The sequence below is a fragment of the Comamonas kerstersii genome (genome assembly GCF_002056725.1).
GTDB lineage: Bacteria > Pseudomonadota > Gammaproteobacteria > Burkholderiales > Burkholderiaceae_C > Comamonas > Comamonas kerstersii.
In genome coordinates, this window is record NZ_CP020121.1 from 2,902,280 (window position 1) to 2,915,211 (window position 12,932).

General features: G+C 60.2%; 7 protein-coding genes. 4 read left to right on the forward strand and 3 right to left on the reverse strand.

Annotated elements, in window-relative coordinates; translation table 11 throughout:
- Positions 1-57: 57 nt before the first annotated feature.
- The 3 genes from B5M06_RS17665 to B5M06_RS13755 all read right to left on the reverse strand — a co-directional run bounded on the left by B5M06_RS17665 (position 58) and on the right by B5M06_RS13755 (position 5,133).
- On the reverse strand, positions 58-1,572 hold the full coding sequence (locus tag B5M06_RS17665) for a methyl-accepting chemotaxis protein (RefSeq protein ID WP_162781735.1): 1,515 nt from the start codon (positions 1,570-1,572) through the stop codon (positions 58-60).
- Positions 1,573-1,914: 342 nt separating this feature from the next.
- The gene (locus B5M06_RS13750) at positions 1,915-2,406 is read right to left on the reverse strand and encodes a GAF domain-containing protein (protein ID WP_162777366.1); all 492 of its coding nucleotides are present in this window, start codon (positions 2,404-2,406) and stop codon (positions 1,915-1,917) included.
- Positions 2,407-2,763: 357 nt separating this feature from the next.
- Entirely contained in the window at positions 2,764-5,133 is a 2,370-nt protein-coding gene (locus B5M06_RS13755) for a Tex family protein (RefSeq protein ID WP_054065313.1), read from the reverse strand.
- A 157-nt stretch (positions 5,134-5,290) separates the two neighbouring features.
- Between B5M06_RS13755 and B5M06_RS13760 the strand changes: the two genes are divergently transcribed.
- From B5M06_RS13760 to pepN, 4 genes are all read left to right on the forward strand, one after another.
- Positions 5,291-6,349, forward strand: coding sequence for a DUF72 domain-containing protein (locus tag B5M06_RS13760; RefSeq protein ID WP_054065314.1), 1,059 nt, complete (start codon positions 5,291-5,293; stop codon positions 6,347-6,349).
- Positions 6,350-6,542: 193 nt separating this feature from the next.
- Positions 6,543-8,852 carry a type IV pilus assembly protein FimV gene (locus B5M06_RS13765; RefSeq protein ID WP_130932731.1) on the forward strand — a complete coding sequence of 770 codons (2,310 nt, stop codon included), beginning with the start codon at positions 6,543-6,545 and terminating at the stop codon, positions 8,850-8,852.
- Positions 8,853-9,082: 230 nt separating this feature from the next.
- A protein-coding gene (gene prfB / locus B5M06_RS13770) for a peptide chain release factor 2 (RefSeq protein ID WP_114070878.1) occupies positions 9,083-10,187 on the forward strand; the annotation gives its coding sequence in 2 pieces (ribosomal slippage) (positions 9,083-9,163 and positions 9,165-10,187; 1,104 coding nt in all).
- A 9-nt stretch (positions 10,188-10,196) separates the two neighbouring features.
- Positions 10,197-12,884 (forward strand): aminopeptidase N, encoded by a 2,688-nt coding sequence (gene pepN / locus B5M06_RS13775; RefSeq protein WP_054065316.1) that lies wholly within the window; start codon positions 10,197-10,199, stop codon positions 12,882-12,884.
- The last annotated feature ends 48 nt before the right edge of the window (positions 12,885-12,932 follow it).

The following is a 12,932-nucleotide window of genomic DNA, read 5'->3' on the forward strand; positions in this document are numbered from 1 at the left end:
AAGCGCAGGCAGCTCTGCTTTTAGAAGCGCCGCGTATGCCGCAGCGCTATAGCCGTCTTACATCACGTTCTGGCGTGCTCCCAGGTTGAACTGTGCCACCTGCTCTGCCAGGCGCTGCGTCTGCTCCTTCATGGCCAGTGCAGCAGCGCTGGACTCTTCCACCAAGGCCGCGTTTTGCTGCGTCATCTGGTCCAGATTGTTGACGGCCTGGTTCACCTGGCCAAAACCATCGCGCTGCTCGGTGGCGACAGCAGCAATTTCGCTGATCAGATCGGTCACGCGGCGCACGCTGTCCACAATGTCCTGCATGCTCTTGCCGGCTTCGGCCACCTGCTGGGTGCCCGTGTCTACATTGGCCACGCTGCTGGTGATCAGCTCCTTGATTTCCTTGGCAGCCTCGGCACTGCGCCCGGCCAGAGAGCGCACCTCTGCGGCCACCACGGCAAAGCCACGACCCTGCTCGCCAGCGCGTGCGGCTTCCACCGCTGCATTGAGCGCCAGAATATTGGTCTGGAAGGCAATGCCGTCAATCACACCAATGATGTCGCTGATCTTGCGGCTGGAGGTATTGATCTGCTCCATGCTGTGCACCACTTGGCTGACCACGTCTCCGCCATGCTCGGCCGCCTTGGCGGCGGTAGCTGCCAGCTGGCTGGCCTGGCGTGCAGTGTCCGAAGCCTGTGACACATGCGCATTCAACTCTTCCAGACTGGAAGCAGTTTCCTCCAGGTTGGCGGCGGTCTGCTCTGTGCGCACCGACAAGTCCTGGTTGCCTTCCGCAATCTGTGCTGCTGCCGTCTGTACGGAGTCCACGCCATGGCGCACTTCACCCACCAGGGCACGCAGCTTTTGTGTCATGGTGTTCAGCGCACGCAGCAGCACGCCCAGTTCATCCTGGCGGCTGTCGTTCAGTTCATGGGTGAGATTGCCTTTGGCAATTTCCTGCGCCAGCACCACGGCATGGCCCAAAGGCTCGGTCAGCTGACGCACCAGCCAGGAAGCGACCAGCAAGGACACAATGATGACCACGGCAAAGCACAGGCTGGCTACCAGCCATGCGGTGCGGCGCTGCTCGTCTGCCTTGGCAAGATAGGCCTGCTTCATCTGGTTTTGCAGATCCACCATTTCGTCGAACTTGGCCGTGAACTCGTCAGTACAGACCATGTTCACGCCACGCACGCGGTCGTCCACGTCCACACCACGCTTGCGCAGGTTGTCGGACTCATCAATCAAGGCGTCGCACTTCTTGAGCTGGGCCATCAGACTGGCCATCAGTGCTTCCGATTCAGGCGTAGTGGCCACTTTCAGAAACTCCTGCATCATGGCCGCATTGCGCTGCTTGGTCCGCGCAAAGCGTGCGTCGAAAAAGTCCTGCGTGGCAAGGTCCTTGCCCAGGTTGGAGGCCGCATTTTCTGCACCGCCCAGATCCATGCCTGTTCTCAGCTTGGAAGCCAGCAAGATGCGATGCTCCATCAGGCTGGTGTTTTCACGTACCTCCTGCTCCAGATTGCTGATGTGGCGGGCCAGCCCAAGGCTGGCTGCAACGAGTAACACCAGAATGGCGATGACCAATGCCCAAACTTTTTTGGCAACTGAAATATTTTGAAATTGCATAAGGTCTAATGAAAAAAAGCCACAGGCAATACGCCAGTGGCTTCGATAAAGAGGCGCTCATTGTTACACAATGTAAGCAGTGTGGTTTTTCCTGATGCAGCGCCGCACTCACGAGAAAGCGTTGATGCTATATGGCTTTGAAGCTATCGAAATGCGAGTGAGTAGATGTTTACAAGTGAGTTTTCGCTGGCACTTTCGTGGCATGCGCACTCTGCTGAGTGCAAGCTGGGCATCCGCGAAAAGCGGGGAATCAAAAATATGGCAACAAGTGCTTGATGCACGAGCTGCAGTGCCGTGGTTTCATGGGTTGGCCGTGCTGCCTTTGTCCTGCGAGGCTATGCGCAATGCCTCCTCCAGCTCCTTGGCCATTTCCTGCAGGACATCCATTTCCCCTTCAGCCATTTGCCGAGGGGCTTCATCCATGATGCACAGCGTACCCAGTACATCGCCCTGCCTGTTGCGCAGCGGTACACCGGCATAGAACTTGACCTCGGCCTCCTGCAGGGCCGGGTTATCGGCAAAGCGTGGATCGCGTGCCACGTCTTCCACAACCAGCGCTTCGCCATCGTGAACCACATAGGAACAAATGGATATATCGCGTGCCAGGCCGGGCAGTTCATCGGGCGCATGGTCATGCGCCAGCAGACTGCCGGGGGTATGCACCCATTCGTGATCGACCAACGACACCTGTGCATATTTCACATGAAAGGCATTGGCTGCCTTGAGCACCGCTTCCTTGTACGCAGGCAGCAGACTGGGAGAGCGCAACCCGCTGCGCTGCAGGGCTTGCACGCGTTCGGCATCGCTGTCTGGCAGCGCAGCTGGCGCACCATGGGCTGTGGCTGGGCATGAAAGACGGAAACCACCAGCCACTGCACATCGCCCCAGCCCTGGGTTGCTTCCTGCGCCACTGTCGCCGTCAGTGCATGGCTGGCACAGGTCGCGTAGATGCCATGCAGCTGCAGGCTGTCAGGCTTTTACGTCATCCCTTGCCTGATTTATGAGTGTTTTCAGAATGTGGCGTCCGTCAATCAAGCGCTGGAAGCTATGAATTTTGAGCAAATCCAGGCCGTAAACCATCGCTTTTACCGCCTCTGCAGCAATAAAAAAGAGCTGCCGAAGCAGCTCTTTGCAGCCAAGGCCCAAGCCTTATTTCTTCAGCCCTTGCAACTTGGCAAAGGCCGATGCCATGGCACTTTGTGGCTGGGCATCGTTTCTGCGCTGGGGCTGGGCGTAGCCACCACGGCCCTGCTGGTTGCGGCTTGCAGCTTCAAAGCGGTTGTCGCGTGGGCCATCGCGGCGTGCAGGGGCGGCGTCCAGCTTCATGGTCAGGCTGATGCGGTTGCGGGCCACGTCCACTTCCAGCACCTTCACTTTCACAACCTGGCCGGTCTTGACCACTTCGCGCGCGTCTTCCACAAACTTGTGGCTCATCTGGCTCACGTGCACCAGACCGTCCTGGTGCACACCGAGGTCCACAAAGGCGCCAAACTGCGCCACGTTGCTCACGGTGCCTTCCAGAATCATGCCTTCCTTGAGGTCCTTGATGTCTTCCACGCCATCGTTAAAACGGGCCACAACAAAGTCAGGGCGTGGGTCACGTCCGGGCTTTTCCAGCTCACTCAGAATGTCCTTGACCGTGATGGGGCCGAACTGCTCGTTGGCAAACAGCTCTGGCTTCAGGGGCTTGAGCACTTCGGGGCGGCCCATGATCTGGTCCACAGGCTTGCCGGTGGCCACAATGATCTGCTCCACCACGGGGTAGGTTTCAGGGTGAACGCCGGTCATATCCAGTGGGTTGTCCCCCCCGCGAATGCGCAAAAAGCCTGCAGCCTGCTCAAACGTCTTGGCGCCCAGGCCAGAGACTTCCATAAGCTGCTTGCGGTTGCGGAACGAACCATTCGCATCACGCCAGCGCACCACCGACTTGGCCACCGAGCCGCTCAGGCCCGACACGCGGGTGAGCAGCGGCACAGAAGCCGTGTTCAGGTCTACGCCCACGGAGTTCACGCAGTCTTCCACCACCGCATCCAGCTTGCGTGCCAGCTCGCTCTGGTTGACATCGTGCTGGTACTGACCCACGCCAATGCTCTTGGGGTCAATCTTGACCAGCTCTGCCAGCGGGTCCTGCAGGCGGCGGGCAATGGAGACCGCACCTCGCAGGCTCACATCCACATCCGGCAGCTCCTGCGAGGCAAATTCGCTGGCCGAGTAGACCGATGCCCCGGCTTCGCTCACCACCACTTTTTCCAGCTGCTTGTCCACCTTGGCAGCCAGCTTGATCAGGTCAGCGGCCAGCTTGTCGGTTTCGCGGCTGGCCGTGCCGTTGCCAATGGCAATCAGGTTCACGCCATGCTTTTCCACCAGACGGGCCAGCACGGCCAGCGAGCCATCCCAGTCCTTGCGGGGCTCGTGGGGATAGACCGTGGCGGTATCCACCAGCTTGCCGGTGCTGTCTACCACGGCCACTTTCACGCCGGTGCGGATTCCGGGGTCCAGACCCATCACGGTACGCGCACCGGCAGGTGCGGCCAGCAGCAGGTCGCGAAGGTTGTCGCCAAACACCTTGATGGCCACCTGCTCGGCATCTTCACGCAGGCGGCTGAACAGGTCACGCTCCGTCGAGAGGCTGAGCTTGACGCGCCAGGTCCAGGCAATGCATTTGCGAATCAGATCGTCTGCGGGGCGCTTGGCGTGGCTCCAGCCCAGATGCAGGGCAATACGGCCTTCGGCCAGGCTGGGTTGACCCACCACCGGTTCTTCAGGTTGCGCCAGCTTGACTTCCAGAATCTCCTGCGCACGGCCACGGAACACAGCCAGCGCCCGGTGCGATGGCACGCGGCAGATGGGTTCTTCGTAATCAAAATAGTCGCGGAACTTTGAGACTTCAGCGTCGTTTTCGTCCTTGCCGTCCACCTTGCGTGAGCGCAGCTGGCCTTCCTGCCACAGCCATTCACGCAGCTTCTGCACCAGGGTGGCATCTTCTGCCCAGCGTTCAGAAAGGATGTCGCGCACACCGTCCAGCACGGCAAAAGTGGTGGAAAAGTCTGGGCCGGGCTTGCCGTCATCCAGCGTAGTGGCAGGCTTGCAGAAAGCCTTCGCCTCTTCGTGCGGGTCCAGCGTTGGGTCGGCAAACAGCTTGTCGGCCAGGGGCTCAATGCCGAACTCTTTGGCAATCTGCCCTTTGGTGCGACGCTTTTGCTTGAATGGCAGGTAGATGTCTTCCAGCTCCTGCTTGGTGGGCGCATTGGCAATGGCCAGACGCAGCGCGTCCGTGAGCTTGCCTTGCTCGTCAATGGCCTTGAGCACGGCACCACGGCGGTCTTCCAGCTCGCGCAGATAGGCAAGACGAGCTTCCAGCTCGCGCAGCTGCACGTCGTCCAGCCCGCCTGTGACTTCCTTGCGGTAACGGGCGATGAAAGGGACGGTGGCTCCGCCGTCCAGCAATTCCACGGCAGCTGTCACCTGCTGCGCACTGACTTTGATCTCTGCGGCAATCTGCCCAATGATTTTTTGCATGCGTTGCGCGCCCCTTGGCGCTGTAGCTCCGAAAGCGCGCAAGTTTGCCATAGACCGCAGCCGTGCCCATAGACAAAAACATATCCTCACATTTGATAGCTGTTCGCGCAGGCAGGATCTGCCCTGGGGGCCAAAATCGCTCAAAATTTCATCATCTATGCAAGACGATCTGTTTGGCGCAGATGCGCCACCGCCCTCCACCACGCCTGCCGCGCAGTCTGTGCGCAAGTCCAGGGGCGTGCAGGCGGTTGTGCCGTCCGAAGCCCTGCTGGCACTGGCGCAGGCCATGCCGCCCCAGCTGCGCATGGGGGTGTCGACCTGGTCCTATCCTGGCTGGGATGGGCTGGTGTGGGACGGTGCATACGACCCCAGCGTGCTCTCTCGCAAGGGGCTGACGGCACTGAGCCAGCACCCGCTGATGCGCACGGTCTGTGTAGACCGCAGCTTCTGGCGGCCCTTGAGCGTGGAGCAGTACGCGCAGATGGCGGCGCAGGTGCCTGAGGACTTTCGCTTCGTCGTCAAATGTCCGAACGTAGTGACCGATGCGCTGGTGCGCGGCGAGGACGGCAAGGGCCAGCAGCGCAATCCGGTTTTTCTGGACGGGGGGCTGGCTGTGCAGCAGTTTGTAGAGCCTGCCCTGCAGGGGCTGGGTAGCAAGCTGGGGGTCTTGGTCTACCAACTCAGTCCCCTGCCGTGGGACATGCTCTCGCACACAGCGCCACTTTATGACCTGCTCGCCAGCCTGTTGCAAGCCACGCGTGAAGCACTGACACAGGCCCCGGATGTGATCGTGGCTGTCGAGGTGCGTGATCCGCTGCTGCTGGAAGAGGCGCTGGTGCAGGTGCTCAAGCAGCATGGAGCTACGCTGTGCCTGGGCCTGCACGGCAAGATGCCACCCATTGAGCAGCAACTCCCCATGCTGCGCCGCCTCTGGCCCACGCCATTGGTCTGCAGGTGGAATCTGAATACGGCATTTGGTCCCTTTGGCTACCCTGTCGCACAGGAAAAGCACCAGCCGTTTCACGAAATCCGCACGCCAGACCCGCACACCTTGGCGGTGTTGGCGCGCACCGTGAAAGGCATCACAGGTGCTGGTCAATCGGCCTTTGTCACTATCAGTAACGATGCGGAAGGCTGTGCGCCACGCTCTATCCAGCGTCTGGCAGAACACTTGCAGGCGCTGTCGATGCAAGCTATTCAGACGCCTTCTAGATAGTTAGCATTAATTAACATTTAGTTCTCATTGCGCCACATTCGGAGTTTTTCGCACTGAATTGCTTTGAGGCAAGGCATTTGTGCTTCACGATTTGATACATTTTCAGCTCTCGCACGGCAGCGATCGCATAGGGGTGGGAGATGCATTCGCAGCGCACAGTGCGCTTGTCAACTTCTGACGGCAAAGAATGACCGTGAACCTTCGTGATCTACTCGTTTTGCTCAGCGGTGTGGCTGCTGCTTCGCAAGTCAGCGCCTTATCGCTTGGCAACAGCCAGGGCAATGTGCAGCTTGGCTCGCCCATGGATCTGGTCTTTCAGCTCAAGCCGGATGCTGGCCATACGGCAGAAACCAGCTGCGTTGCTGCTGACATTCTGATGGGCGACGTCCCGCTCGCGCGCGGAGACTTCACACTCGTGCCGCAAGGCAATTCTGTGCGTGTGCAAACCACCATTCCGGTGAACGAGCCTTTGCTTACCGTCAAGCTCAGTGCTGGCTGTTCCGCCACCATGACGCGCAGTTACACCTTCTTTGCGGACCCGCCAGGCTCTATGGCAGCGTCGGTGCAGCCCATTGATCTGAGCAAAATTCAGGCGGCAGCCCCTCTGCCCGCTGCGTTTGTGGCAGGCAGCGCAGGCGCCAGCACTGCAACACGCGCTGCGGCAACACCTCGTCGCCCTGCCAAACGCGCCGTCAACCCACGGGCGGTGCAGGACAACAGCCTGCCAGCGTACTTTGTGCCCTCCATGGTTGCGTCTGCCGATACGGTAGATATTCCTGCGCCTGAAGAAACACCCGCCAAGTCTGCTTCGCAGCCAGCTGCGGTGCCCTCAGGTACAGCAGATGCACAGGCCGCTGATACCGGCCGCTCTCGCCAGCGCATGGAACCACTCGACGGCCTGGAAGGCTTGCATGCAAAACCTGCTAATGCAAGCACGGCCCCCGCTACAGACGCAGTCGCAGATGCTGCTGCAGTTGGAACTGGAGCAGCATCTGCCGCGCCATTGCCGGATACAGTACCAGAGGCAGAGTCGCCCATTGCTGAAGCAACACAGGTACTGCTGCAGGCCAATACGGAACGCATTGATGCGCTGGAAGGCCAGTTGCTGGCGCTTAAAAAGCAGCTGACCAGCAATCTCACAGAAATTTCTACCCTCCAGCGGCAACTGGTCGAAGCGCAGAACGCAGCCTTGCCAGTCTGGGTCCATGCAGCGCTGGGCCTGCTGGCATTGGCGCTGGCCTGTATCGCCTGGCTGCTGCAACGCCTGCGCCAGGAGCGCCTGAAAGCGCAGAACGACTGGGCAAACACCGTGCTGGCAGTGGAAAACTCTGCAAGCCTTACGCGTGTTGATACTGACAGCGCCGCAGTCCGTACCGGCAAGGGCCAGTTGCCTTCTGCACCAGTTGCGTCCCCAGTGGCTGCGGCGAAGGCGGAACCAGTGGCAAAGCCTGTGGCTTCTATGGCCGCCGCTTCCCTGCACACGCGCGACAGCGTGCCGCAGGCGCAGGCACTCACGCAGTTCCCGGATACGGCGTTTGCTGAATCCAGCATTCAGCCGCCTTCGCTCGCTCCTGCGACCATGTTCCCGCTCACCGAGGTGCTGACTGCCCAGGCCTTGTTCGATGTGCAGGAGCAGGCTGAGTTTTATGCCTCTATTGGCGAAAACGATCAGGCCATTGAAATTCTGCAGGCCCATATTGCGGAGCATGAGAACTCTTCCCCGCTGGCTTATGTGGAATTGCTGCAGCTGCTTTTCCGCCTTGGCCGCATGGACGCCTATGAAGAAGTGCGCCAGCAGTTCCAGAAGCACTTCAATGTGCACATCCCTGACTTTCTGGGCTTTTCACGCAAGGGGCATGATCTGTGGAGCGCCCACCCTGACGTACTGGCGCAGATTGAAGCGCTGTGGCCCACAGATGAAGTGCAGGAGCTGCTGCGCAATCTGATTCTGCGCAAGAACGAAGCAGCGCAGCGCTTTGACCTGGCCGCGTTTGATGAGCTGCTGATGCTCTACAACGTGGCCAAGAGCACCCCAGCCGCCAGCCGCGGTGCCATGCCTGGTCGCAGGCGCACCGCTCCCAGCGAAGCGCCCTTGCCTGAAATTGCACCTGAGGTGACGCCGGGGCAAGCTGTTCCCCCTCTTCCGGAAGTGCCTGGTGCAGCATCTCCTGTGCAGGCTGCGGCAGCGCCTGCCGCTGAAGCTCCCCCTGTACTGTCGCTTGATGAAGCGCATCTGGGCCTGCTCAGCACCATGCCCGTGCATGAACCGCTGGAACAGCAATCGGGCCAGTCGCACTTCCAGCCTGTGCAGCACTTTGCACCTGACGAGGCGCTGGTCGCAGAGCTCTCTCTGGATCTGAGTGAAGCAGCTAGCCAGCCAGCTGTGCCTGCCGCAGCGACGGTCAAGCCTTTGCGCGCCCCTGAAGCCCAGGCGATGGACCTGGAGCTGCAGGCGTTCATCATGGATGAGCGTGATCTGCCACCTGCAACCAAGAATCGCTAATTTACGGCACGCCATTGGCCGGCATCTGTACGCCACCACACTGCTGGTGGCGTTTTTGTTGGATGGCTCGCTGGTGTGCGCCACAGGCAATAGCAGCCATTCACTGCTTTTGCTGGACAGCATTCAAGCCATGAGCGGTCAGGACATGCGAAAATCCCCGTTTTGACTAGCCTACAGCTCCTATGCGGACTGCACTCGGCTATACAAACCCCAAACAACAGGAATCAGACATGGAAGCCGAACGCATCAATCAAATCGAAGCAACTCTTGAAGACCTGTCCACCCGGACCCAAGAGTTACGGAGGTATCTTTGACTACGATGCAAAGTACGAACGTCTGCGCACCGTAAACGCGGCACTGGAAGACCCTGCCGTCTGGAACGACCCCAAGAAGGCTCAGGAACTGGGCAAGGAAAAGAAGTCGCTGGACTCCGTCGTCCTGACCCTGCAAAAGCTCACCACAGAACTGGCTGACAATGCCGAGCTGTTCGAGATGAGCAAGGAAGAAGGCGACGACGCTGGTCTGGAGACCATCGAAGAAGAAACCGCCAAGCTCCAGCCCCTGATCGAGGAGCTGGAGTTCCGCCGCATGTTCCGTCATGAAGCAGACCCTCTGAACTGCTTTATCGACATCCAGGCGGGTGCCGGCGGCACCGAAGCCTGCGACTGGGCCAGCATGCTGCTGCGCCAGTACCTGAAGTACGCGGAGCGCAAGGGCTTCAAGGCTACCGTGGAAGAAGAAACTCCCGGCGACGTGGCTGGCATCAAGAGCGCCACCATCAAGATTGAAGGCGAATACGCCTACGGTCTGCTGCGCACGGAAACCGGCGTGCACCGTCTGGTGCGCAAGTCGCCTTTTGACTCCTCGGGCGGCCGCCACACCAGCTTCTCTTCGCTGTTTGTCTACCCAGAGATTGATGACTCCATCGAGATCAACATCAATCCTGCTGACGTGCGCACCGACACCTACCGTGCCTCCGGCGCTGGTGGTCAGCACATCAACAAGACCGACTCTGCCGTGCGTCTGACCCACATTCCTACGGGTATTGTGGTGCAGTGCCAGGACGGCCGCTCGCAGCACAGCAACCGTGACGTGGCATGGCAACGCCTGCGCTCGCGCCTGTACGACTACGAAATGCGCAAGCGCCAGGAAGAACAGCAAAAGCTGGAAGACACCAAGACCGATGTGGGCTGGGGCCACCAGATCCGCTCGTACGTGCTGGATAACAGCCGTATCAAGGACCTGCGCACCAACGTTGAAGTCTCGGCCACCCAGAAGGTGCTGGACGGCGATCTGGACATGTTTATTGAAGCCTCGCTCAAGCAAGGCCTGTAAGGAGCTTTCATGCTGCGTGAAGGACAAGCCACTGCCATTTACCGCGCCGACTACCAGGCGCCTGCATGGTGGATTGAGACCGTCGATCTGACGTTCGACCTGGACCCTGCCAAGACCCGTGTGCTCAACAAGATGCGCATCCGTCGCAACCCCGACGTGCCTGCACAGGCACTGCGTCTGGATGGCGACGAGCTGAATCTGGCACGCGTGCTGGTCAACGGTGGCGGCACCTCGTTCAGGATGGATGGCAGCCAGCTGGTGCTGGAGAACCTCCCAGAAGGGGATGACCCTATCGAGCTGGAAATCTTCACCACCTGCGCGCCTGAGAAGAACACCAAGCTCATGGGCTTGTATGTGAGCGAGGGCACGTTCTTTACGCAGTGTGAAGCAGAAGGCTTTCGCCGTATCACCTACTTCCTGGACCGCCCCGATGTCATGGCCATGTATACCGTGACACTGCGCGCCAACAAGGAAGCCTTCCCCGTGCTGCTGTCCAACGGCAACCTGGTGGAAGCCGGTGATCTGGAGGATGGCCGCCACTTTGCCAAGTGGGTAGACCCCCACAAAAAGCCCAGCTACCTGTTTGCACTGGTGGCTGGCAAGCTGGTGGCTCGCGAGCAGCTGATCAAGAGCCGTGCAGGCCGTGACCACCTGCTGCAGGTGTTTGTGCGCCCCGGCGATCTGGAAAAAACCGAGCATGCCATGAACTCGCTTATGCACTCTGTGGCATGGGACGAGGCACGTTTTGGCCTGAGCCTGGACCTGGACCGCTTCATGATCGTCGCCACCAGCGACTTCAACATGGGCGCCATGGAAAACAAGGGCCTGAACATCTTCAACACCAAGTACGTCCTGGCCAGCCAGTCCACAGCGACCGACGTGGACTTTGCCAACGTCGAAAGCGTGGTGGGGCACGAGTACTTCCATAACTGGACCGGCAACCGCATCACCTGCCGTGACTGGTTTCAGCTCAGCCTCAAGGAAGGCCTGACGGTCTTCCGCGACCAGGAATTCAGCATGGACATGGCGGGTACACCTTCGGCCCGCGCCGTCAAGCGCATTGAAGACGTGCGCGTGCTGCGCACCGTGCAGTTCCCTGAGGACGCAGGCCCCATGGCCCACCCCGTGCGCCCGGACAGCTATATCGAAATCAACAACTTCTACACCGTCACGATTTACGAAAAAGGTGCCGAAGTGGTGCGCATGCAGCACAACCTGGTCGGCCGCGAAGGCTTTGCCAAGGGCATGAAGCTGTACTTTGAGCGCCATGACGGCAACGCCGTGACCTGTGACGACTTTGTGCAGGCCATGGCAGATGCCAACCCCGACAGCCCACTGGCTCAGCATCTGGAGCAGTTCAAGCGCTGGTACAGCCAGTCTGGCACTCCTGCGGTCAAGGCTGTGGGCCAGTACGATGCCGCTGCACAGACCTATACCCTGACCCTGTCGCAAAGCTGCCCTGCTACTGCAGGTCAGAGCGAGAAGCTGCCTTTTGTGATTCCTGTGCAAATGGGGCTGCTGGGTCAGGACGGCACCGCCCTGCCCTTGCAGCTGCAAGGCGAAGCAGACAGCAGCCTGAGCAAGACGCTGGTGCTGACAGAAAACCAGCAGACCTGGGTCTTTCACGGTGTGACACAAGCGCCCGTGCCCTCGCTGCTGCGTGGCTTCAGCGCCCCTGTGGTGCTGCACTACGACTTCAGCGATGCAGAGCTGCTGACCCAGCTGGCGCACGACAGCGATGCCTTCAACCGCTGGGAAGCGGGCCAGCGCCTGGCCCTGCGCTACGCGCTGCAAGCCATCCGTACTGAAGGTGAAGTGGCTGCCGACATCCTGCCCGCAGCTTTTGTCAGCGCCCTGCGCGATGTGCTGCGTCACCCTGAACTGGACGCGGCCTACAAGGAACTCGTGCTGCAGCTGCCTTCTGAAGCCTACATTGCCGAACAGCTGGACGTGGTGGACCCACAGCGTATCCATGCCGTGCGCGAATCCATGCGCCAGCAGCTGGCACTGGCCTTGCAAGCGGATTGGGAATGGGCTTATGAGACCCATCAGGACACCGGCGCATACCGGCCAGACCCTGTGTCTGCAGGTCGCCGCTCGCTGACTGGTCTGGCCCTGCTGATGCTGTGCCTGGCGGCTCGCAGCACGGGCGACACGGTCTGGCCCGGCAAGGCCTACCAGCGCTTCAAGGTGGCAGGCAATATGACCGACCGCTTCAATGCCCTGTCTGCCCTGGTGCACAGCGGCGCGGCGCTGGCCCAGCCTGCGCTGGAGCGCTTCCACGCCATGTTCAAGAACGAGCCGCTGGTGATTGACAAGTGGTTCAGCCTGCAGGCTGCTGCCTGCGACCGTGGTGGCCAGGTGCTGCCTGCGGTCAAGCAGCTGATGCAGCACCCTGATTTCAGCCTCAAGAACCCCAACCGCGCACGCAGCCTGATCTTCAGCTACTGCGCAGCCAACCCCGGCGCCTTCCACCGTCCCGATGCTGCAGGCTATGTGTTCTGGAGCGAGCGTGTGCTGGAGCTGGATGCCATCAACCCACAGGTTGCCGCCCGCCTTGCGCGTGCCATGGACCGCTGGAGCAAGCTGGCCGAGCCCTACCGCACTGCCGCACGTGAAGCACTGGGCCGCGTGGCTGCCAAGCCCGACCTCAGCAACGATGTGCGTGAAGTCATCACCCGCGCGATTGGCGATTAAATAAGAAATTGGCCTCTAGCGCTTGTGCAGCAAGCGCTAGTAGCTAGC

Coding starts and splice junctions, on each gene's coding strand:
- pepN (WP_054065316.1), top strand. CDS start 10,197: ATGCTGCGTGAAGGACAAGCCACTGCCATTTACCGCGCCGACTACCAG.
- B5M06_RS13755 (WP_054065313.1), bottom strand. CDS start 5,133: ATGCAAAAAATCATTGGGCAGATTGCCGCAGAGATCAAAGTCAGTGCG.
- B5M06_RS13760 (WP_054065314.1), top strand. CDS start 5,291: ATGCAAGACGATCTGTTTGGCGCAGATGCGCCACCGCCCTCCACCACG.